The following is a 22,013-nucleotide window of genomic DNA, read 5'->3' as shown; positions in this document are numbered from 1 at the left end:
GAACCGGGCCGATCTCCGGCAGACTAGGGTAACCGCCGGACGATGGAGTTGATGGAAATCCATAACTGACGCTGTGGGATACAAAATCATAGGCGATGAATTCGCTTTGTGGAGCGACGCGATCCGGTCTGGGCGTCGGCATTGGCCCGATTTCCGGCAAACTCGGAAAATTATCTGACGAAGAATCGTCCCAATAATAGGTTGCTGGATTCTGGTTGTCCCGCCACGGGGACATAACACTTGGCAAACTATCCGGTCTCGGCGTTGGGACCGGTCCGATTTGCGGCAAATCGGGATAGTTGCTTGAACTGCTCCATTCACCGTATGTCGCAGGATTCTGGTTGTCACGGCGCGGGGACGCGGCACTCGTCACACTGTCCGGCCTCTGCGTCGGCACTGGCCCGATTTGCGGCAAGTCGGGATAGTTATCCGATCTATTCCAATCGCCATAGGTCATTGGATTTTGGTTGTCGCGGCGAGGAGCATTTAGCGCCCTCATTTGATCCAACACGTCCCTACCGTCCAACACCTCCGTCCGAAAATTTTCCCTTTTGAATCCTCCGTCATTAAAATATGTGGTCCGGTCGGTCGACAGGATATCTCCCTTGCCATTCCTGCCTAATATCTGGGTTCTTTCGACGACGGTGGAGTTGGGCGTCGTGTATCGATTTTCGACTGGTAGACCACGTGCGATATAAGGGTCGAGGGGGGCGAAAGGCTTTCCTAGATTCTTGATAAATGCTTCTGCGCCCTTTTCACCATAATAGCCCCCAATTACGCCGAGTGCGAGCCCGCCAACGAGACCCCCAACGGGGCCAGCAATCATAAAGCCCACGCCGGCGCCCACTTCCCCTAACGCGAATCCCCCCGCAACAGAGCCCGCTAAACCTGCCGACTCCTCCAACACGTTCTGGTGTGTCCCATTTTTCCACGCATCAATGACATCGACTGAACCTATTAACGCTCCGGCGCCGGTCCCTAAATATCGCCCAGTGTTGAGACGGGTAAAAAGGTCGACGACCCCATACTTCAACGACATCGTAAAATCGAGGATGATGGCAACGCCATCGGGAATACCAATGTCAGGTTGCTGATTTTCTGAAGATCTGCTCATGGCTATCCCTTATTCAAACGATGAAATAATGCTGCGGTTGAAAAGGCGCACGCTTGAGAGAAAAAAGTAGACATTCCCAAGAGAAATGGAAAAAAATATGCCGTAAAGAAGCGAGACGTGCCAACATATCTTTCTTCAGAAATCCCAACGTGATGGAATAGCAATGTGTACGTCAATAAAAAAGCAATAAGATATAATATCAGCACGCCAATTATCATTCCATTTTCGTATTTTCCGACGATATTTACCGTTTGTTTCTTGAAATATACAAATATAGCGGAAGAAAATACTATTATACTCGAGATTATATAAATCAGAGCTCCGCTGATATAATAGTACCCGGAAAAATTGTCGTATTTATTTAAATCTTGGAATCGATCTTGAAATGATTTACTCAAATTTAAAGTCGCAAACAATAAATCTTTAAAAACTCCAATAGATAAAAAATATCCAAGTAGATATGTTGCAGACGTGACAATTATTACAGATGCTATCGTTGTAATATTTATGTACCTCTGAAGTTGAGGGTGGTCTTGTATATCGAAAGGAAATATCTTGCTATTGTTGATTTCCGGCATTTTATTCTCTGGAAATTTTCTGGACTGATCTGAGCGCAGTAAAGGATAATCTGTATTACTTAAACCTGCACTACATAAGCCCCACCCACAAACCTCCCGCCTGCCGCCTTCATAAGCCTGTCCGTCGCCTTGATGTTGGACCCCGTTGTCACGTGAATGAAGGAATGGCTGGCATTGAGCGAGACGGCCCATTGCCTGACAGCGGCGACGAGCGCCAGGAAGATCTTCGCCCGCCGGGTAGGCCCCAGCGTCAGGTCTACGGCGATGACCTGCACATTGGCAAACAGCGGGCCGTCGGAAAGCATATACGAATCCGCCGTCGCCCACGCCACACCCGAGGGCGTTCCGCCCCATTCCGCTACAATACCGACCATACGCGGCGGACGAGAGAGGATCGTCTGGAAGTGCTTTTTCAGCTTCCAGTCAGAAAAAGCCTGGTTGCGAAACACCGTGGTCGCATGATGCTGGATCATGATGTCGCGGACTGCTGGTATGTCCCCCTCGTCAAAAAGGCGAACACGCAGGCCAGAAAAAGATTTCCGGTCAACCTCGATTTCCGCGCGAGCGGAACCCATCGCGGAACGCGATTCTTGTGAGATGTCCATAGATGATTATGCCCCAAACCCTATCAACAGATAATGGATCGCACTGCATCCGATGGTTGTCAATCGAGGGTTTGAGAAATATTTACGAAGTAAACCCGATACTCTACGACAGCCGCTTCGCGGAAGACTTCATAACGGCACCCTCGATGTTGATACCTGCGGTAACACTCGTGAAACAACGGGTGAGCGGAGTACCAGGCTGATGGCGAAGCCGAAGCCAGGCAAGCTAGACGATAGTTATTCGTTGCCTCGCGTTCCTAGCTTTCGATACTCTTTGCTCGCCATCAAGCCATGCGACAGCGCGGAACCTACATGGGCAGCAATCTGCTGCAGTTGGCAATGCTGCGGAAGAGGCCTTCTACATGTGGACGGCGAACTCCGGGCCATCCTGCCAAGGTTCGGACGTGTTGCCTCGAGTTCCGGCGTTCGCTAAAGCGTGCCGCAGCTAACCGGATTCGGAATTTCGGGGGGAGGCGGCTGGCCAATGTCAACCAGATCATGCGATCTGCCGCCCAGCCGCATGTTCCTGCGGAGAGAGGGAGAGCGACATGCCTCGGCCGGGAAGCAGCGCTATCATCCCGATCCGGAATTTAAAGAGATGTTCGATCATGCATAGGGAGTCGCTGACAGCCGACCGCCTGGCCCCGCCTTCTTTGCCGCTTCCGTACACCGCGCCGTGTGTGTAAAAGCAAACGACGCAACCATTCGTATTGCAAAAGCAGCTCCTGTCCTTCCTGAGGATCATCGCCGTCCATGATGAAGTCATCCCTCGATCACATTCCACCGTGCAAACAGCGCGAGCTCGGTCTCGCTTTGGAAATCCTGCACGAGGAGTTCGAGGATGCGCTGAAGGAGGGCACGGCCGACTTCAAGAAGCGCGGCCGGATCCTGAAGGTCATCCTGTTCGGCTCCTATGCCAAGGGCGGATGGGTCGACGAGCCGTTCACCATGAAGGGCTATCGGTCAGACTTCGATCTGCTGATCATCGTCAACGACCGCAGGCTCTGCGAATTTGCGGACTACTGGTACAAGGCTGCCGACCGGCTGATCCGCGACAAGTCGATCGAGACTCCGGTCAGCTTCATCGTCCATTCCAGGCGCGAGGTGAACACCTACCTCAAGCAGGGGCAATATTTCTTCACGGATATCCGCAAGGAAGGCATCATTCTTTATGAACTGGACGATGAGCCGCTGGCGGAGCCGCAGGAGCTCTCGCCCGCCGATCGGTTGCGTATCGCGAGAGAGCATTTCGGCGAGCGCCTTGCAAACGCAGTGCGAGCTCTGGAAACATCTCGCTTTCAACTCTCGAGATCGGAGGTGGACGAAAACTGGCGCAAGGATGCCGCCTTCGCGCTTCATCAATCGCTCGAACAAGCGTACTCCTGCGTTCTCCTCACGCTGACGAATTACGGTCCGCCCACCCATAACATCAAGTTCCTGCGCTCGCTTGCGGAGGAGCAGGACCGGCGTCTGACCGAGGCGTTCCCTCGCGATCAGCACCGCGAGCGCGCCTGGTTCAACACGCTGAACGAAGCCTACGTGAAGGCGCGGTATTCCAAACATTACGAAATCAGCGAGGAGGCGCTGACCTGGCTGGGAGCTCGAGCAACCGTCTTGCTGGAACAGGTGGACCATGTCTGCAGGGAACACCTTGAAAGACTGCAGAGACTCTGAGCCAAACTGTAAAATTGATGATTCTCGCTAATTCATCTCCCGCCTGTTGTCCCGGCGTCGCCAGCAATTAGCCCTAGTAGCATCGGCTATCAAACTTCCCTGACCTGCCCCAGTCGTTGGTCAAGTACTAATCCGAGCTTGCTTCCAATCAGAGGCGACAACAGAAATTCGCGCAACCTGAGGCACACCCCGTCTTATCACCTTGGTCGGTAGCAATGGCGGCCCGCACGGGGTCGGCGACCGCAAATTAAATGCCGGTCCTCTACAAGTTCGTAATTCCCGTCGGATAATCGACCGAGCTGCGCCTGTCGCCAAAGTAAACGTACCAGATACCCCAAGCTTCTTTGCCATCAAATCTTGATGTCCTCAGCGCAGACGCTTCAGGAAGCCGTCCGGGGCGACCGTGATCAGCAGCTTGTTCTCGACCGACTTGTCGATCTCGAATTCCGGATGGGTCTTCAGATATTCGAAGACGGCCGTTTTCGGATTGTCGCCCGGTCCCCAGGGGCGATCGCCCGCCAGTTCCTTCGGAAGGTCCTCGACGACGGTGTCGAACACGACGCAATAGCTGCCGACGCTGGTGAGCGGGGCATAGAGCTTGAGTTCCTCGAGAACGTGCTCGTGCGTGTGGTTGCTGTCGAGGCTGATCAGGATGCGCGAGTAGCCGGCAGCGACCTTGCGGACCTGGTCCATGATCTCGGGCGCGATGCTGGAGCCCTGGATCATCTCGATCCGCGACGCCATCGGGTGGGCCTCAATGGCAGCCTTGTTGTGGGGGCGGATGTCGATGTCGATGCCGAGAACCTTGCGCTTCGGCTTGGCGGGATCGACGACTTCGCCCTTTTCCGCCGCTTCCGACAGTTCCAGCAGCGCCAGCATCGAGGCGCTGAGGATGAGGGAGCCGCCATGGGCGATGCCGGTCTCGATGATCAGGTCGGGTTTTACCGTCCAGATCAGCTCCTGCATGGCGACCATGTCCTGCGGATACTGAATGATCGGCCGGCCGAGCCAGAAATAGTTGTAGGAATATTGCGAGGCGATCGACGTGCGCATGAACTGCGCGGCGCTGTCGGTAAGTTCCTTGTTTCCAGGGACGGCAGCGACGCGGGCTTCAACTTCCTTGGTGAAATCACTCATTGTCGATCCCCACATAGGTATAAGCGTTGTGAGACAGCATTCGAATTTCCTCGAGATAATTGGAGTTCATGACGTAGATGGTCGAGCCGTGGGGAAGCTTCGCCAGGGCCTGGTCCGGCGATTGCACCATCAGGCCGGTCGCCGGCAGGAATTTGCCCTGTTTGGCGGGATTGATGTCGATGACCATGTCGACCGGCTGCCCCTGACGGGATTTCAGCAGTGAGAAGGTCACCCCTTTCGACGCGCCGCCCCAGATCGCCGAACTGTCGCCCGCTGCAATTCGATCGCCCAGTGTGCGGGTAAAGTCGGCGGGAAACGCGACGCGATCGGTTTCTTCGCGCACCGGCGGCTGCAACGAGTCCAGCTCGGCCACCACGTAAAGGTACTGCCCGCCGAAAATCCGGCCGCTTTCGATGACATTGCCGAAGATCCGGTGGAAATCGGCCAGGCGGAAATAATTGACGTGCTCGTAGAATACGTCGAACCAGGCACGGTGTTCCATGATCCAGTCGAAGCAGGGTACTTCGATATAGATACGGCCCTTGCCGCCGTTCGCCTTGCAGAGCTCGACGAGGAAATCATACGGGCTCTGGATATGCTCCAGCACATGGCGAAGGATCAGTCCGTCGCCTTGAACGTCGACGCCGGCCTCGAAATAATGCCGTTTCACGCGCGGGTTCGTGCCCTCGTAGGTGGGGTCGAAACCGGTGAGGTCGAAGCCTTTTTCGAGCAGCATTTCGAGGAAGAGGCCCTTGCCGCAGCCAACCTCCACCAGGTTCTCGCGGCCCATCGTCCGCTCGACGATGCCGGCCACCATTTCCAGATGCTGGTGAAAATGCCGGCTGACACCCTGTTCGTTATTGTAATTGCCGTCGTAGTCCATGAGCTTCGGGTCGAACGCATCGTTGTAGACGAGGCCCGTGTTCATGTCCTGCACCAGGCGGATGTCGCCCTTGGCGCAGTTCTTAGCTTCCGCCGCCGTGGGATAAACGCGGTTCTGGAAGGTCGGTAACTGCGGCTGTTCGTAAAGCAGCAGGGTATCTTTCGTTGTCATGTCATCACCTCGTTAATCCTACAACGCAGGGAGGATCCACCAGATTGTCGGGACGGGCGCCGAATCGCAGAAGATCGCGTCGACCATACTCGTCGGCCAATCGCTCGGCTATCTGCCGCACGGTGACCGGAATTCCGGAACAGATGTTGGCTGCTCCCGTTCTGTCGCCAAGCCCGATATCAGCAATCTGCCTTCCTGCTTCGCGAACGTCCAGGAAGTCGCGGATCTGGTTGCCACTGGTCAAATCCACCGGTTTGCCTGCGGCGAGCTGCGCGCAAAGGTAGGGAAACAGCCGTCGCTCGTCTTCACCTTCGCCGAAAAGATAAAAGAGCCGGCACCAGGCAAAGCTGATCCGGTGCAGCGGCAGCCATTGCGACAGAGCCATAAATACTGCGGCTTTCGCGCCGGCATAGGGGCTGATCGGGCGCAGCGGCGTGTCTGTGGCGAGCATGCCCACCGAGACGTCATATTCGAAACATGTGCCCACGCCGACGAACCGTTTGACGCCGGCGAGAGCTGCGCCCTGCGCCATCCGCAACGTGCCTTCGAGGCAGACGATATTTTCCGCCGACTGCAGATATTTGCCAGGCTCCGCATACCAGGCGACATGCGCGACCGTATCGACGCCTTCGAGGGTCTTCGCCCACCACTCGACCGGCTCGCGGAACAGGTCGGGCGTCCGCACCATGCTCTCGACAGCCGAGAGATCGCCAAGCCGGCTTTCCGCCGATCCTTCGCGTAGAATCACCCGAACACGCACACCGGATTCGGTCAGCGCCCGCAGTACCTGCCGGCCGACAAAACCTGTTCCTCCGGTGAGTAGGACGAGTGGCGTCATATGACCTTCAATTCCGGCACGGCGGTTACGAACCTGGTGCCCTGATCGGCAAGCGAAGCCAGCTGCTGACGGACTTCGGTCGCGATGTTCCAGGGCAGGATCATCACATAGTCCGGGCGCCGCGCGACGATCTCGTCCGGATGCAGGATCGGGATATGGCTGCCGGGCATGAACTTGTTCTGCTTGGCGGCCGCGGCATCGCAGACATAGGGCAGCAGGTCCGGCTTGACGCCGGCGAAGTTGAGCAGCGTGTTGCCCTTGGCCGCGGCACCATAGGCTGCGACCGTCTTGCCGTCTTGCTTGGCCTTCAGCAGGAAAGCGAGCGCATCGTTCTTGACCTTTTCCGCCTTGGCCTGGAAGTCGGCATAGGTCGCCGCCGTCTGAAGGCCGCGGCGCTGTTCTTCCGCGAGAAGCGCCCTGACGGCTTCGGTCGTCTGGCGCGAATCACCAGAATGGCAGCCGTAGACGCGCAGGCTGCCGCCATGGGTCGGCAATTCCTCGACGTCGAAGACGCGCAGGCCCGCCGCTTCGAAGATCTTTGCGACCGTGAAGAGTGAAAGATAGGAAAAGTGCTCGTGATAGACCGTGTCGAACTGATTGTGTTCGATGAGCCGCATCACATGCGGGAATTCGAGCGTCACCGTGCCGCCGGCCTTCAGCGCCGCCGTCAGGCCGCGCGTGAAATCGTTGATGTCGGGCACATGCGCGTAGACATTGTTGCCGAGGATGAGATCGGCGCTTCTGCCGTCGCCGGCGAGCTGCTTGCCGAGCGCCTCGCCGAAGAATTCGCGCAGCACCGGAATGCCGAGCGCCTCGGCGGCTTCGGCGGTGCTCGCCGTCGGCTCGACGCCGAGGCAGGGAATGCCGGCCTTGACGAAGTTCTTCAAGAGATAGCCGTCATTCGAGGCGACCTCGATGACCATGCTGTCCTTGCCGAGGCCAAGACGCGAGGTGATCGTCTCGACATAACGGGCGGCGTGCGCGAGCCAGCTGGTCGAGGCACTGGAGAAGTAGGCGTATTCGGCACTGAAGAGCGATTCGGCGGAAGCATAATCCTCGGTCTGGACCAGCCAGCATTCCTCGCAGACCTGTAGCCGCAAGGGAAAATAGACTTCCGGCTTTACCAGATCTTCGGCGGTCAGATACGCGTTGGATGGCGGCGCGAAGCCGAGGTCCAGGAAATCGCAGCGAAGTGCGGTCCCGCAGTGGCGGCAGTTCATGGCGTCAGTCCCGTGAATTGTGATGTCAGGAAGGAATGACCGCGATCACGATCCGACATTTCGGTGATCTCCAGCGGCCAACTGATGTCGAGTGCGGGGTCCTGGGAGTTCAAGGCACCTTCCGAACCGGACGCGTAGGGCATCGAATGGAAATAGAGAAGCTCGCAGTCGTCGGTGAGTGCTTGGAAGCCATGCGCGAACCCTTCCGGGATCAGCAGCGAGCGGCGGTTCTCGGCGGAAAGCTCCTGGGCATGCCATCTCAGGAAGGTTGGCGAATCGCGTCTGAGATCCACGGCGACGTCGAAGACCGCGCCGCGGAGGCAATTGACCAGTTTCATCTCGGCATGGGGAGGGCGTTGGAAATGCATGCCGCGCACGGTGCCCTGGCGGGCCGTCATTGTCAGGTTGATCTGTGCGATCGGCTTTTCCCAACCCACCGGCGCCAGTTCGTCTGCGCAGAACATGCGCGACAGGAAGCCGCGCGAATCACCGAGGTTCTGGCGTTCGACGAGCTTCAGGCCGGCAAGCGGCAGATCGGTGACGGTGAAGCGGCTCAAGGGCGTGCCTCGTATTCGTCGATTTCGGCTTCGCAGAGGGCGCGGGCATTGGCGCCGTCATTCTGCGCACGATACCATTTCATCGTCCGGTCGACAGCCTCCGCAAGCGACCAGCGCGGTTCGATGCCCAGCATATGCCGCGCCTTGGCCGTTTCCAAGGCAAGCCAGCCCGCTTCGTGCGGTCCCTCAGTGCCGTCGCCGTATTCTACATCGCCGCGGCCGTAGGAGGCGCGGGCGATTTCGATCACCTGGCGCACCGGTGCAGCTTCATGGCTGATCGGGCCGAAATTGAAGGCGTCGCCAATCGAGGGATCGCTCCACAGCCGTTCGGCAAGCACGAGATAGGCTGAGAGCGGTTCGAGCACGTGCTGCCAAGGGCGCTTGGCTTCCGGCCGCCGGACGCTGAGGGAATTGCCGGACTGCCAGGCGCGCACCGCATCCGGCAGCAGCCGGTCGGCCGACCAGTCGCCGCCGCCGATCACGTTGCCCGCCCGGGCGCTGGCAACCGCCACGCCTTTTTCGCGCAGAAATGAATCGCGGTAGCTCGCAATGACAATCTCGGATGCGGCCTTGCTGGCGCTGTAGGGATCGTGCCCGCCGAGATGGTCGGTCTCCCGGTAGGGAAAGGCGTGTTCGAGGTTGCGGTAGACCTTGTCCGTGGTGATCGCGACGACCACGCGCGCGGACGGCACCGAGCGGACCGCCTCCAGCAGGTTGGCGGTTCCGAGCACGTTGGTCGCGAACGTGCCAAGCGGATCCTGGTAGCTCGGGCGCACCAGGGCCTGAGCGCCGAGATGCATGACGACATCGGGGGAGGCGGAGCGCACCAGTTCGGCGAGCCTGGCCGCATCGCGGATATCCTGGAAATGGCTTTCCCTGAGATCGGGCCGCGCAAGTGCAAATAGGCTGGGCTGCGTTTCGGGGGGCAGGGAAATGCCGGTGACTTCGGCGCCGCGGCGACCGAGCCAGATGGAGAGCCAGGCTCCCTTGAAGCCTGTATGCCCTGTCAAAAGGACGCGTTTACCTTCCCAGAAACCGCGGCTCGGCTGGGCTCCTCCGCTCACGGCCAGATTTTCCATGGCGCTTTTCCGGAAGCCCAGAGGTCTTCGAGCAGGTTCTTTTCGCGCAGCGTGTCCATCGGCTGCCAGAAGCCTTCGTGCTCGTAGGCCATCAGTTCGCCCATCGTGGCAAGGTCCGCCATCGGCGCGGATTCCCACGGAATGTTGTCGCCCTCGATGAGGTCGATGCATTTCGGCGAAAGCACGAAGAAACCGCCATTGATCATGCCGCCATCGCCGCGCGGCTTTTCCACAAAGCCGGTAACCTGGTTGCCGGAGCGTTCGAGCGCGCCGTAACGGCCCGGCGGATGAACGGCGGTAACCGTCGCGTTCCTGCCGTGCGAACGATGGAATTTGACGAGCTCGGTGATATTCACGTCGCTCAGGCCGTCGCCATAGGTGAAGCAGAAGCTTTCCTCGTTGCGCAGGTAGTCCGAGACGCGCTTCAGGCGGCCGCCGGTCATTGTCGCTTCGCCGGTATCGATCAGCGTCACCTTCCAGGGCTCGGCGCTGCGGCGATGGACCTGCTTTTCGTTATAAGCCATGTCGAAGGTGACGTCCGACATATGCAGGAAGTAATTCGCGAAATACTCCTTGATGACGTAGCCCTTGTATCCGCAGCAGATGATGAACTCATTCACGCCATGGGCGGAATAGAGTTTCATGATGTGCCAGAGGATCGGCCGTCCGCCGATCTCGATCATCGGCTTCGGCTTGAGATGCGTCTCCTCGGAGATACGGGTTCCCAATCCACCGGCGAGAATTACAGCTTTCATTCTCATCTCTCTCAAGAGGTAATCGGCCTGGCTTCGCCTCGCGTTAATCAAAAGCTTCATTGCGCAGACGCGCTCGGCTTGTCAATCGGTACCCAAAGTCGGCTAGGACTCAAATTCGATGATGTTTGGGTTTCAATTGGCGCGATTTCCGAAGGAGAATCAGCGCCAGGGAGCCCATCCCCTATTTCTGATCTCTGATCTCGCCTGGATTGCCGATTGAAGGCGTACGCAGAAGACTGATACAATTGTCGCCTGCGCATGCCGTTCCCCGGCAAACCGTGCCTCAACGCGGCACTACCACTCCGGACATAGCCGTTATTCCCGAACAGTCACCGATCTCCCGTGCTGCGCGTAAAAGAACTCAATCTGTTCATCGCCGTATAGATGATCAAGGGCGAAGCGCCTTGACCGCTGCCTCGCGGTCAGTCGGCCGGAATGTCGCGAGGATGGTGCGACGAAATCCCAAATTACCTTGAAAGCTAACTGCCGTATCTCACCCTCGATCAACGCTCCGTCGAAGCGAACTTATAGATCATTGGAAAATCCTTGCCTGAGGAGGCCATCCATCCCTCGTTTTTCTCGCAAAATAGGATGAAAAGCGTCGGCGCAAGGACGAGCAACACGGGGTCGATCGATCTCTTACAAACGTGTTGTCCGCAATAACCGGGCACTCGTGACAATCATCGGGAATCTTTTGCAAAATCTGCGAACATAAAGCTATTTGAAATTCGTCCGAGAAATGGTGCCCGGAGGCGGATTTGAACCACCGACACGCGGATTTTCAATCCGCTGCTCTACCAACTGAGCTATCCGGGCATCGAGGCCTGCGGCCTTCCGGCCGAGGCCGGCGGGGGTCATTTCCCCCGGAGCGAGCGGGTTATAACATCTTGTTCGGCCATGTCCAGCGCCAGAACCCAATTTTTTGACAGGTTTGCGAAAATCGCGATTTCCTGAACAAAAACAGGCGCGACCTACCCGGCTCAGTCGTCCGAGCCGTCGGCCTTGGCCTCGTCGTCCGATACCGGAATGGCGTAGGAGCCCGTCAGCCAGCGCGACAGGTCCAGTGTGCGGCAGCGGTCGGAGCAGAAGGGATAGTGGTCGCGCGCCGACGGCTTGCCGCATTCCGGGCAGGGTCTCGCCTTGCGGAGCGGCTCGACCTTACCGCCGGTCTTGATCGGTTCGGATGTCATCTTTGAATACTCCTTTCTACACGGGGCATGGCGCATCGGCAGCTTTTGATCGCCGACGACACCCTACAGGCGCAGCCGGGGCACCTTTCGGCTTGCTCCATTGGCCCACGCTGTCTGAGCCGGCCTCTTTCAGCCTTCCGGCCAGGCCGTGGCCACGTCGAAGCCTTCGCCGGTCAAAAGCCCCGTTACCTCGAAAAGCGGCAGGCCGACGACGTTGGTGTAGGAGCCGACCAGCTTCTGCACGAACGATCCGGCAATTCCCTGGATCGCGTAGGCGCCCGCCTTACCGCGCCATTGCCCGGACGCGATATAGTTTTCGATCTCGCGGGTGGAAAGCCGCTTGAAGCGCACCTTGGTCTGCACCACCTTCTGGCGGAACTGGCCGCCGGGGGTGATCAGGCAGATGCCGGTATAGACCCAGTGGCCACGCCCGGAGAGCAGGTGCAGGGCGGACGAGGCCTGCTCCGTATATTCGGTCTTTTCGAGAATGCGGCGACCGACGGCAACCACCGTGTCGGCCGACAGGATATAACTGTGCCGCCAGGCCGGATCGTTGCGGATGGCCCCGAGCGCCGCTTCGGCCTTTTCCGTCGAAAGCCGGCGGGCAAGCGAGCGCGGATGTTCGGATTTCTTCGGCGTCTCGTCGATATCCATCGGCATCAGCCGCGCCGGCGCGATGCCGGCCTGGTTGAGGAGGTCGAGACGGCGCGGAGAACCGGAGGCCAGTATCAGCTTTTGTTCCAGCGCCATGAGAGCCCGCCGCGGATGAAGGGATGTTACTTGAAGCGGTAGGTGATACGGCCCTTGGTCAGGTCGTAGGGCGTCATTTCGACAAGCACCTTGTCACCGGCGAGAACGCGGATACGGTTCTTGCGCATGCGGCCGGCTGTATGGGCGATGATCTCATGTTCGTTTTCGAGCTTCACGCGGAACGTCGCGTTGGGCAGGAGTTCGGTCACGACGCCCGGGAATTCGAGGACTTCTTCTTTAGCCATCTATAGTTTTTCTTCCTGTGTTGGGTTGGGCCGGCAACGCTTTTCGCGCCCGCCCGGAAATTTGCGCGGAAACTACACAATCATGTCCGCTTTGTGAACCTCGCTTGCGCGCTATTCTCAATGTCGTTTCAAGTCACATCCGGCAGGCCGTTTCAGGCGGTCTCGGCGGGGTGCCGGCTGATGCCGGAAAGGCGCTCGTCGATCAGGCGCCAGAGATGGTCTCGAACCTCACGATAGGCATCGAGCATCTGGTCGCGGGTGCCGGTCGCAGCGGTCGGATCCATGGTCGGCCAATAGACCACGTCCACGGCATTGGCCCGGGTCAGTTCCAGCGCGGCATGATGGGCTTCCGGCGTCAGCGTGACGATCAGGTCGAAAAAATCATCCTCGAGCTCTTCGAGCGTACGCGGCTGGTGGCGGCCGATCGAAAGGCCGACCTCCTCCAGCACCGCATCCACGAAGGGATCGCGCTCACCGGAGCGCACGCCCGCCGACTGGACGTAGATATCGGGTGGCAGCAGCCGCTTTGCAATGGCCTCCGCCATCGGCGAACGGATGACGTTGAAGCCGCACATGAAAAGAACGGCGCCCGGTCTTTTGGCTTTGGTCTCCGGGGCGAGCACTGCCTCCATGCTCAACCGCGCCAGTAAAGCACGCAGACCAGCGTGAAAAGCCGCCGGGCCGTGTTGAAATCGACGCGGATCTTGCCGTCCAGCCGGTCCATCAGCGTCTGCGAGCCTTCGTTGTGGACGCCGCGCCGGCCCATGTCGATCGCCTCGATGCGGCTGGGGGTCGAGGAACGGATCGCTTCATAATAGCTTTCGCAGATCATGAAGTAGTCCTTGATGATCCGCCGGAAGGGCGTCAGCGACAGGATATGGGTCGCGACCTCGTCGCCCCTGTCGGTGGTGATGCCGAGCACCAGCTTGGCATCGACGAGCGAGAGCTTCAGCTTGTAGGGGCCGCCGGCATGGCCGAACGGCTCGAAAGAGTTTTCCTCGACCAGGTCGAAGATGGCGACCGCCCGCTCGTGTTCCACATCGGGCGTCGAGCGCCCGATCGAGTCGTCCAGGACGACATCGTAGAGCCGGAAGTCGCCTCGCCCCATCCGTCAGCCCTCGTCGTCGAGGGGCAGGCCGTTCAGGCGGATCGCGACGGAACGGGCATGCGCGTCGAGCCCTTCGGAATGCGCAAGCGTGATCGCCGCCGGCGCCAGCTGGCGGAGCTGATCGGGCCCAAGCCGCAGGATGGAGGTGCGCTTGACGAAATCGAGCACCGAAAGGCCGGAGGAAAAACGCGCCGAACGCGCGGTCGGCAGCACGTGATTGGAGCCGCCGACATAATCGCCGATCACTTCCGGCGTATGGCGGCCGATAAAGATCGCGCCGGCATTGCGGATGCCCGGCAGCAGCGCGTCGGGATCGGCAACGGCAAGCTCCAGATGCTCGGCGGCAATGCGGTTGGCGAGCGGCAGCGCCGCCTGCAGGTCCGGCACCAGGATAACGGCGCCGAAATCGCGCCAGCTTGCGGCTGCGGTTTGCGAACGCGACAGGGTCTTCAGCTGACGCTCGACGGCCGCCTCCACCGCCTTGCCGAGCGGGGCATCGTCGGTGACGAGGATCGACTGGGCGCCGGCATCGTGTTCGGCCTGGGCGAGCAGGTCCGCCGCCAGCCAGTCCGGATCGTTCTCAGCGTCGGCGATGACGAGGACTTCCGAAGGGCCGGCGATCATGTCGATGCCGACGGTGCCGAAGACATGCCGCTTGGCGGCCGCCACATAGGCATTGCCGGGGCCGACGATCTTGGCGACCGGGGCGATCGTCTCGGTGCCGTAGGCGAGCGCTGCCACGGCCTGGGCGCCGCCAACGCGGTAGATCTCGGTGACGCCGGCGACACGCGCAGCGGCGAGCACCGCCGGATTGATCTTGCCGCTGCTCGCAGGCACGACCATGACGACGCGCGGCACACCGGCGACCTTTGCCGGCACCGCATTCATCAGCACCGAGCTCGGATAGCTCGCGGTGCCGCCCGGAACATAGAGGCCGACCGCCTCGATCGCCGTCCAGCGGGAGCCCAAGCCGACGCCGATCGCGTCCTCGTAGATGTCGTCCTTCGGCATCTGGCGGGCATGGTGGCGCTCGATACGCTCGGCGGCGAACTTCAGGGCGTCGACGACCTTCCGGTCGGTCTCGGCGAAGGCAGCGTCGATCTCGGCTTCGGTGACCCTTATCCCGACCTTGGCGAGGTCGATACCGTCGAAACGGGCGGAATAATCGATCAGCGCCTGGTCGCCGCGGGCGCGCACATCGTCGATGATGGCGCGCACCACCGTATTCACGTCTTCCGATACCTCTCGCTTGGTCGAGAGAAATGCGGAAAACTTCGCCTCAAAGTCCTGCGACGCCTGATCCAACCAGATTGCCAAGCGGATATCCCTTCCAGCTCAAAAAACGATGTTATCCCGCTCAGGCCGTTCGGGCAAAGGGGCCAGATCAGGGATGACGGGGCTTCGACGCCGTTTCCCATGCGCCGCCGACATCCGCAAGAGCAACTTCGATGCATTCGACATCGAGCGCAATCGTCGATTTTCCGGAAAGCACCAGCTCGATCGTTCCTTCCGGGCCGTCGCCCTTTTGCGAGAAGGTGATCGCCAAAAGCGACAGGACCTCATCCTTGCGGCCGCGATTGACGCCCGTCGAGCGTACCGCCTCGACCCGCTTGAAGACGATCGCCGAGCGGCGGCGTTCGAAACTTTTACGTTTTTTCTCGCCGGCATTTTCCCAGACGAAGCGGTTGGCCGCGAGCGAGAAGTTGCGCTCGGGCTGCGACCAGCGCACATCGCCCACCTTGAAGACCGCATCCTGCATATGGGCGGAAATGATACCCAGGTCGTCTGGGTCGAGGGCCAGCAGCTTCAAGTCGGTCATCGCTTCCAATATCCATCCAGAGGCGCGCGTTCACGCGAATGTTCTTAGGACTTGAGATAGGATGTGACGAGACAAGAAGCAACGGCGGCGAACAAGACAGCATGCAGCTTTATCCGCAGCCGACAGATGGTGCCGGCACGGTTCAAAGACGGGAATGGGGCAGGCAGGGCATTGGGTATTGATGTGAGGTAGGTTCCACCTGCCCCGATCGTCTTTTGCGGTTCAAGGAGGATTTCCGAGCCCTCCCCTCGCCGCTTTTGACGACCGTCACCGGAACCGGGCACTTTCGAACCTTGGTGAAGGCAGCCGGTTCGCGAACCCGGTTCCCATCCGATGACGCGGCCATTATTGCCCGGTGTCCTCATCGCGGGGATGTTCACCGGGCAAAAATCTGCCAAGCCGTTGAAGAAGCAGGAACGCAACCGCCGTTCGGCCGCATTTCGTCCCCGGGGTTCTCGGGACGGCAGACGCACTTCACCCCGCCGGCTTCTCACCCTGTGCGCCGCGGAGTTTGCGAAGCGGCGGTGTCGACCCCCAAAGCGGGCGCGCTATGGGACGATATCGAGGGCCGCCATATCGTTTTTCAACGGCCGGGAAAGCTGAAACTTCTCATGCAGCGCCAGCACCTGATTTCGATAGGCGCGCACCAGCGAGCGCAATGCAGCCAGAATTGCTTCGCCTTCGCATGCGCAATAGGACATCGTGAGATCGATCGAAACCGTCCCGCTGGCTCGCTTGCCAAATTTCGCAATGACTGTCGTCTCCGGGGTGCGGTCATGGAGCCAATCGTCGGCCTGCATCATGTGGTGACGCAGTTCGTCCAGGAGCGTCTGGGCGTAGAACAGCTCTCCGCGCTTCGCCCGCCGATATGTTTCATGAGCAGCCGCCAAGCCCTTGCTGATCGAAAAATCGACGTCGTCCTCAGTGACCGCAAACGTCAGCTCTTCCGATCGCTTGACGAGATCGGCGACCATCCTGTCAGGGTCGTGCAAAATCTTGATCGGCAGCCGGTACCACGGCGAAGGCGTCAGCTTGGCGGCATCATAATAAAATATGTCGATCTTCCCGAACGGCTGAAAATGCGACACGCAGTGCTGGGTGCCCGGGAGCCATTCGTTGAAGAGAAAACCCGGCCACTGCGTCGGGATTTCCCGGCGCTTCTCCACAAAGTGCGAATGCTGCTCCGGTTCCACGATGATGCGCAGGTCGATATCGGAATAGGCATCGGCTGTTTCAGCAGCAATCGATCCGCCCAGGAAGATACCCAGGGTGCCCGGCTCCCTCTTGAACCAGCCAACCACCGTCGCAAGAAGGTCACTTCTCGCCTTTTCGAGATCTTCGCATGTGAACGACGTCCTCATGGAAGAAGATTATCCAAGTTCACAATGACCGCAAAGGGCTGGCCACCCGTAACGACAGGAAACATCGACGCCGCCATCATTTGCTGCGGTGATCCCATAATCGACATCCCAGCGCTTCAGCCCTTCGCGCACAGCATTAAGCCCTGTTCCCGGGGATGAGCGCAGACAATCAGCCTGTCCGGCCAAATTTCCGCTTCAGGCCGACAGCAGACCCTACTCCACGCGAATTGGCGCGTTGTTGCGAAGGCGAATGAGGGGTAGCATTGTCCCAAACGTTGAGATCCGAGCACATCCGACCATGACACTTTCCTCGCCGCAACCGTCAGCCCGGATCCTCTTTTCCAGTGAGGGAAGAGCCTGGAATGCGCTCGATGCCGCTCTCGTGCATATCCCGGGCGGAGTGTCTTCGCATGTGCGGGGGAGCGAACTGCATCGACTGGGCATGCATTTCGGTCCGCCCGTCCAGGCGGATTGCTCGGTCGGCGACAGGCGGATGCGGCGTTTGCAGAAGCCCGGCGATATCGATTTCGTTCCGGCGGGCGTGGATGGATCTTGGGAGGACGATGCGGATTGCCAGATCCTGCGGCTGAGCCTTCGCCCCTCGCTTCTGGAACAGGTTGCCGAAGAGCTTGGAAGAGACGCAGCGAAGATCGAATTCATCCCGCGGCTCCAGCTTCGCGATGCCCGTATCGAGGCGATCGGCTGGGCCATCAAGGCGGATCTCGAGGCGGAAATGCCGTCCGATCCGCTCTACATCGATCTTCTGGCGAACGCGCTGGCCGTCCGACTGATCGAAACCACGACCGACGGCAGTCCATACCCAGGAGCCTCCGGCGCGCCGAGAATGTCCGCGCGCCAGCTCAGAATGCTGATCGACTTCATCGAGACGAACTTGGACCAGAAACTCCATCTCGCCGATCTGGCGACGGTCGCGGGCGTCAGCGTCACCCGGCTCAAGACGCTGTTTCGCAACAGCACCGGAACGCCCGTGCATCAATATGTCATGCGCCGCCGCATCGAATACGCGCGGGCACTGATCGCCACGACGAGCATGCCGGCCAGCGAGGTTGCCCTGGCCGCCGGTTTCGCTCACCAGAGCCACATGGCCTCGACGATGCGGCGTATCCTCGGGCAGACTCCGAGCGAGATCGCTCGTCCGGCACCCGAAATCCGCCCGAAACTGCAAAGATCCGTCTGAATCTGCGCGATGCGCGCCTGCCCTATTCCTTAGTTCTTGCGCCTCACAACTCAAGGAATAGATAATGTTTGCAATCGTCGGAGCGGCCGGAAAGGTCGGTTATTCAACATCATTGGCATTGCGCAAGGCGGGCGCACCCGTCAGGGCGATCCTACGCGATCCGGCAAAGGCGGAGCAGCTGAGCAAGATCGGCTGCGAGATCGCAATCGCCGACCTTCTGGATGCCGAAGCCCTCGCCAGGTCGATAGCCGACGCGGATGCCGTGCAGATCATCCTTCCGGTGTCGCCACAGGCGAAGGACACCGCGGACGAGATGCTGCAGGCGATCGAAAGCCTTTCCGGGGCGCTCGAGCAGGCGCGCCCGAGGCGGGTGCTGGCGATTTCCGACTACGGCGCTCACGTGACCGACGACATCGGGATGCCCAGCATGTTCCGTATATTCGAGGACAGGCTCAGCCGGCTCGATAGCCACACGCTGCTGCTGCGATCGGCGGAGCATATGGAAGGATGGGGGCGCGTCATCCCGATCGCCATCGCATCCGGCATCCTGCCGACCTTTCACGACCCGGTCGGCAGGAAGTTTCCAACGATTTCGGCTCCGGACCTCGGCCCGATTGCCGCCGGCCTGCTGTTGCAGTCTGCCACCGGGCAAGGCCCGGAAGTCATCCATGCCGAAGGGCCACGCCGGTACAGTGCCAGCGACGTTGCGGAGGCGCTGGGCCAGCTCCTGGGCCGGACGGTTTCCGCACAAACAGTACCCCGCCCACAATGGCAGGAAAGTTTCGAGCGGATCATGAGCGCGAGCGCTGCCGGACTGCTGATCAAGGTCTATGACGCCCATAACAAGGGCGGCCTGATCGATATCGAACCGGGCGCCAGCAATATTCGTTACGGCACGACCGGACTGACCGATACTTTGCGGCCGTTGCTTCCGCCGCAGTGAAAGCCGACTGGAGCGGTTGCGGTCCGGCCGACTGCAGGACGGTTCATCACTCGCCCGAGAGCGAATGACCGCCCTCACCAGTCGGCGGGCCCTACCGCGCCATCCTCAGCTGGGAAAATCGGCGGAAAGGCTGATGTCCTCCCAGAGTTCGATCTGGGCCAGGCGCTCATTCAGCTTCTGAGTGACGGCGTTATAGGCGATGGCGCCCAAAACCAGGTGGCGGGGCGCCTGATCCGCTTCGGTCGCGGCGATCATCGCCTCGCCGGCACGCACCGGATCGCCCGGCTGGCGGCCGCTATAGCCGGATGTCGCGCCCATGCGGGCCGCGGCGGTCTCGGCATAATCGGCGATCGTGCTCGGCGTCTGCTTCAGGGAGCGACCGGCCCAGTCGGTGCGGAACGGACCGGGCTCGACGCAGGTGACCCTGATGCCAAGCGGCGCGCCTTCCATGGCGAGTGCATCGGAAAAACCTTCGACAGCGTGCTTGCTCGCCGCATAATAACCGGAACTCGGCAGGCCCATGAAGCCGGCCATCGAAGTGATGTTGAGAATGTGGCCCTTGCGCTTCGCACGCATGCCCGGCAGCACGGCGCGGGTCATGGCGAACAGGCCGAAGACATTGGCGTCGAACATGGCCCGGATCTCGTCCTCCTCGCCTTCCTCGATCGAGGCCTGGTAACCGTAGCCGGCATTGTTGACCAGCACGTCGATGCGTCCGTACTTCTGCTCGGCAGCCGAAACCGCATCGGAAATCTGCTTCATGTCCGTCACGTCGAGATCGAGCGCCAGAACGTGATCCTTGCCGTCGGCGAGATCGGCGACGCGATCCCGGCCGCGGGCGGTGACGACGGTCGGCCAGCCGCGCTCAATCGTCAGTTTGGCAAGTTCGCGGCCGAAGCCGGTGGAGCAGCCGGTGATGAACCAGACGGGGGCTTGAACATCGGTCATGGGGAAATCTCCGTGGGGGTGCCGGATCAAACAGTATGAGGCGGGATTAGAGAGGGGCTTATGCAAAAGATAGACATGCAAAAAAGGACGGCAAGGGCAATGCCCTAACCGTCCTTCACAAATATCAGCCTTTCGGATCGATCAGTCGCTGACGCGCTCGACCACTGCACCGCAGCGGGTGAGCTTTTCTTCCAGCCGTTCGAAACCGCGGTCGAGGTGATAGACGCGGCTGACCATGGTTTCCCCTTCGGCGGCAAGGCCGGCGATCACCAGCGAGACGGAAGCGCGCAGGTCGGTCGCCATGACCGGAGCGCCCTTCAGCCGCGTCACGCCTTCAACCCGGGCCTTCTGGCCGGACAGCGAAATCCTGGCGCCGAGGCGGGCAAGCTCCTGCACATGCATGAAGCGGTTTTCGAAAATCGTCTCGGTAATGTTCGAGACGCCCGAAGACCTGGTCATCAGCGCCATGAACTGCGCCTGCAGGTCGGTGGGAAAGCCCGGGAAAGGCTCGGTGGTGATATCGACCGGCTGGATGCCGTTGCCGTTCCGCACCACGCGCAAGCCCGTCTCGGTCTCGGTGATATGGGCACCGGCCAGACGCAGCGTGTCGAGCGCGTTGTCGAGCAGCGATGCTTCCGTTCCCTCGAGCACGACGTCGCCGCCGGCCATCGCAACCGCCATGGCATAGGTGCCGGTCTCGATGCGATCCGGCAGGACCCGGTGGCGGGCGCCGGAGAGCGACGTGACACCCTCGATGGTGATCGTCCGGGTGCCGGCGCCGGAAATCCTGGCGCCCATGGCGGTCAGGCATTTTGCGAGATCGACGACCTCCGGCTCACGGGCGGCGTTTTCGATCACCGTCGTGCCGCGGGCAAGCGTCGCCGCCATCATCATCACGTGGGTCGCGCCGACTGACACTTTCGGAAAGACGTAAGTGGCGCCGATCAGGCCGCCCTTGGGGGCCGTGGCGTTCACATAACCGCCGTCCACCTCCAGGGTGGCGCCGAGCGTCTGCAGGCCTTCGAGGAAGAGATCGACCGGACGGGTGCCGATCGCACAGCCGCCCGGCAGCGAAACACGCGCCTGGCCTTCGCGGGCAAGCAGCGGCCCGATGACCCAGAAGCTGGCCCGCATCTTGGAGACCAGTTCATAAGGAGCGGTCGTATCGACGATGGTGCGGCAGGTGAAATTGATGGTGCGTGAATAGCTCTCTTCCTGGCGCTCGCGGCGGCCGTTGACGGCGACGTCGACCCCATGATTGCCGAGAATGCGCAGCAGCTGTTCCACGTCGGCCAGATGCGGCACGTTTTCGAGCGTCAGCGTGTCGCTCGTCAGAAGGGAGGCGATCATCAGCGGCAAAGCGGCATTTTTCGCTCCCGAGATCGGAATGGTGCCCTTGAGTTCGTTGCCGCCTACAATTCTGATGCGATCCATAAGTTGTAACTCTTCCTTCTGAGAGCGCGAAAGGAGGCGTCCTTAAACGAAATCCGCCGCTGCTTCAATGATTGCTAAAATGGCCTGCCCGAATAGCCCGTCTGGCGCATAAGCTACGATGATTCGTCCGTTTTTGCGGCAGGCAGTCCCGGTTCTGCGGCGGGAAGTCCCTGGGTCAGATCCTCCTCGCCGGCCCGGCGGGCCCGCGCCTGGGTCTTGCGGCGCATCAGATTCTCGCGAAGCTTGGCCGCAGCCTTGGCCTTGCGCTGCGCTTCGCGGGCGTCCATCGCCCTGCGGTGCCGGTCGCCGCGGCCTTCGCCGCTATCCCCGCCGTGGGAATCGTGCCGTTCGTCATCATTCGCCATGGCCCTCCATACCGAAAAAGCGGGATTCTTGAAAGCGGAAG

Annotated in this window: 23 protein-coding genes and 1 tRNA gene; 3 read left to right on the top strand and 21 right to left on the bottom strand. The window is 60.2% G+C overall.

What is annotated here, in order from left to right:
* Positions 1 to 1,116: 1,116 nt before the first annotated feature.
* Together RG540_RS32505 and RG540_RS25285 are read right to left on the bottom strand one after the other, a co-directional pair.
* The gene (locus RG540_RS32505) at positions 1,117 to 1,692 is read right to left on the bottom strand and encodes a hypothetical protein (protein ID WP_157884681.1); all 576 of its coding nucleotides are present in this window, start codon (positions 1,690 to 1,692) and stop codon (positions 1,117 to 1,119) included.
* Between the two features lie 59 nt (positions 1,693 to 1,751).
* Positions 1,752 to 2,297 carry a GNAT family N-acetyltransferase gene (locus tag RG540_RS25285; RefSeq protein ID WP_041364613.1) on the bottom strand — a complete coding sequence of 182 codons (546 nt, stop codon included), beginning with the start codon at positions 2,295 to 2,297 and terminating at the stop codon, positions 1,752 to 1,754.
* A 753-nt stretch (positions 2,298 to 3,050) separates the two neighbouring features.
* On the opposite strand from RG540_RS25285, the gene RG540_RS25275 reads away from it, so the two are divergent.
* Positions 3,051 to 3,971, top strand: coding sequence for a nucleotidyltransferase and HEPN domain-containing protein (locus RG540_RS25275; protein ID WP_244446763.1), 921 nt, complete (start codon positions 3,051 to 3,053; stop codon positions 3,969 to 3,971).
* Between the two features lie 366 nt (positions 3,972 to 4,337).
* Here the strand turns inward: RG540_RS25275 and RG540_RS25270 are convergent, their stop codons facing one another.
* From RG540_RS25270 to RG540_RS25195, 16 genes are all read right to left on the bottom strand, one after another.
* On the bottom strand, positions 4,338 to 5,108 hold the full coding sequence (locus RG540_RS25270) for a cephalosporin hydroxylase family protein (RefSeq protein WP_041364611.1): 771 nt from the start codon (positions 5,106 to 5,108) through the stop codon (positions 4,338 to 4,340).
* On the bottom strand, positions 5,101 to 6,162 hold the full coding sequence (locus tag RG540_RS25265) for a class I SAM-dependent methyltransferase (RefSeq protein ID WP_038583657.1): 1,062 nt from the start codon (positions 6,160 to 6,162) through the stop codon (positions 5,101 to 5,103). Before RG540_RS25265 ends, RG540_RS25270 begins: the two co-directional genes overlap by 8 nt.
* A gap of 4 nt (positions 6,163 to 6,166) precedes the next feature.
* On the bottom strand, positions 6,167 to 7,000 hold the full coding sequence (locus RG540_RS25260) for an NAD-dependent epimerase/dehydratase family protein (protein ID WP_041364610.1): 834 nt from the start codon (positions 6,998 to 7,000) through the stop codon (positions 6,167 to 6,169).
* Positions 6,997 to 8,220 (bottom strand): class I SAM-dependent methyltransferase, encoded by a 1,224-nt coding sequence (locus tag RG540_RS25255; RefSeq protein WP_041364608.1) that lies wholly within the window; start codon positions 8,218 to 8,220, stop codon positions 6,997 to 6,999. Before RG540_RS25255 ends, RG540_RS25260 begins: the two co-directional genes overlap by 4 nt.
* The gene (locus RG540_RS25250) at positions 8,217 to 8,777 is read right to left on the bottom strand and encodes a dTDP-4-dehydrorhamnose 3,5-epimerase family protein (RefSeq protein WP_041364606.1); all 561 of its coding nucleotides are present in this window, start codon (positions 8,775 to 8,777) and stop codon (positions 8,217 to 8,219) included. Before RG540_RS25250 ends, RG540_RS25255 begins: the two co-directional genes overlap by 4 nt.
* Entirely contained in the window at positions 8,774 to 9,856 is a 1,083-nt protein-coding gene (rfbG, locus tag RG540_RS25245) for a CDP-glucose 4,6-dehydratase (RefSeq protein WP_051909762.1), read from the bottom strand. Before rfbG ends, RG540_RS25250 begins: the two co-directional genes overlap by 4 nt.
* Positions 9,838 to 10,611 (bottom strand): glucose-1-phosphate cytidylyltransferase, encoded by a 774-nt coding sequence (rfbF, locus tag RG540_RS25240; RefSeq protein WP_038583665.1) that lies wholly within the window; start codon positions 10,609 to 10,611, stop codon positions 9,838 to 9,840. Before rfbF ends, rfbG begins: the two co-directional genes overlap by 19 nt.
* Before the next feature lie 740 nt (positions 10,612 to 11,351).
* Positions 11,352 to 11,427 (bottom strand) — tRNA-Phe (locus tag RG540_RS25235).
* Positions 11,428 to 11,591: 164 nt separating this feature from the next.
* Positions 11,592 to 11,801, bottom strand: a complete 210-nt coding sequence (gene yacG / locus RG540_RS25230) for a DNA gyrase inhibitor YacG (RefSeq protein ID WP_041364605.1) — start codon at positions 11,799 to 11,801, stop codon at positions 11,592 to 11,594.
* A gap of 129 nt (positions 11,802 to 11,930) precedes the next feature.
* Positions 11,931 to 12,551, bottom strand: coding sequence for a Maf-like protein (locus RG540_RS25225; protein WP_041364604.1), 621 nt, complete (start codon positions 12,549 to 12,551; stop codon positions 11,931 to 11,933).
* Between the two features lie 26 nt (positions 12,552 to 12,577).
* Positions 12,578 to 12,796 (bottom strand): translation initiation factor IF-1, encoded by a 219-nt coding sequence (infA, locus tag RG540_RS25220; protein WP_004435948.1) that lies wholly within the window; start codon positions 12,794 to 12,796, stop codon positions 12,578 to 12,580.
* A 152-nt stretch (positions 12,797 to 12,948) separates the two neighbouring features.
* Positions 12,949 to 13,428, bottom strand: a complete 480-nt coding sequence (locus tag RG540_RS25215) for an arsenate-mycothiol transferase ArsC (RefSeq protein ID WP_041364602.1) — start codon at positions 13,426 to 13,428, stop codon at positions 12,949 to 12,951.
* Positions 13,429 to 13,430: 2 nt separating this feature from the next.
* Entirely contained in the window at positions 13,431 to 13,904 is a 474-nt protein-coding gene (locus RG540_RS25210) for a UPF0262 family protein (RefSeq protein WP_040124541.1), read from the bottom strand.
* Between the two features lie 3 nt (positions 13,905 to 13,907).
* A complete protein-coding gene (gene hisD, locus RG540_RS25205) occupies positions 13,908 to 15,221 on the bottom strand; it encodes a histidinol dehydrogenase (RefSeq protein WP_041364600.1) in 1,314 nt (437 codons plus the stop codon).
* 67 nt (positions 15,222 to 15,288) lie between these two features.
* Positions 15,289 to 15,723, bottom strand: a complete 435-nt coding sequence (locus tag RG540_RS25200) for a DUF2948 family protein (RefSeq protein WP_041364598.1) — start codon at positions 15,721 to 15,723, stop codon at positions 15,289 to 15,291.
* Positions 15,724 to 16,271: 548 nt separating this feature from the next.
* Positions 16,272 to 17,084, bottom strand: a complete 813-nt coding sequence (locus RG540_RS25195) for a nucleotidyltransferase domain-containing protein (protein WP_051909759.1) — start codon at positions 17,082 to 17,084, stop codon at positions 16,272 to 16,274.
* A 298-nt stretch (positions 17,085 to 17,382) separates the two neighbouring features.
* On the opposite strand from RG540_RS25195, the gene RG540_RS25190 reads away from it, so the two are divergent.
* Both RG540_RS25190 and RG540_RS25185 read left to right on the top strand, forming a co-directional pair.
* Positions 17,383 to 18,282: a helix-turn-helix transcriptional regulator gene (locus RG540_RS25190; RefSeq protein ID WP_041364597.1), complete on the top strand. Its 900-nt coding sequence runs from the start codon at positions 17,383 to 17,385 to the stop codon at positions 18,280 to 18,282.
* 64 nt (positions 18,283 to 18,346) lie between these two features.
* Positions 18,347 to 19,225, top strand: a complete 879-nt coding sequence (locus RG540_RS25185) for an NAD(P)H-binding protein (protein ID WP_041364595.1) — start codon at positions 18,347 to 18,349, stop codon at positions 19,223 to 19,225.
* 105 nt (positions 19,226 to 19,330) lie between these two features.
* Here RG540_RS25185 and RG540_RS25180 read toward each other — a convergent pair whose 3' ends face one another.
* The 3 genes from RG540_RS25180 to RG540_RS25170 form a co-directional block, all read right to left on the bottom strand.
* On the bottom strand, positions 19,331 to 20,173 hold the full coding sequence (locus RG540_RS25180; RefSeq protein WP_041364594.1) for an oxidoreductase: 843 nt from the start codon (positions 20,171 to 20,173) through the stop codon (positions 19,331 to 19,333).
* Between the two features lie 141 nt (positions 20,174 to 20,314).
* Positions 20,315 to 21,607, bottom strand: coding sequence for a UDP-N-acetylglucosamine 1-carboxyvinyltransferase (murA, locus tag RG540_RS25175; RefSeq protein ID WP_041364592.1), 1,293 nt, complete (start codon positions 21,605 to 21,607; stop codon positions 20,315 to 20,317).
* Positions 21,608 to 21,720: 113 nt separating this feature from the next.
* Positions 21,721 to 21,972: a hypothetical protein gene (locus RG540_RS25170; RefSeq protein WP_041364591.1), complete on the bottom strand. Its 252-nt coding sequence runs from the start codon at positions 21,970 to 21,972 to the stop codon at positions 21,721 to 21,723.
* Positions 21,973 to 22,013: the final 41 nt, after the last annotated feature.

Source organism: Neorhizobium galegae bv. orientalis str. HAMBI 540 (assembly GCF_000731315.1).
In the GTDB taxonomy this organism is placed as follows: domain Bacteria; phylum Pseudomonadota; class Alphaproteobacteria; order Rhizobiales; family Rhizobiaceae; genus Neorhizobium; species Neorhizobium galegae.
The sequence above is the reverse complement of the archived record's forward strand: the minus strand, read 5'-3'. Positions and strand labels throughout refer to the sequence as shown.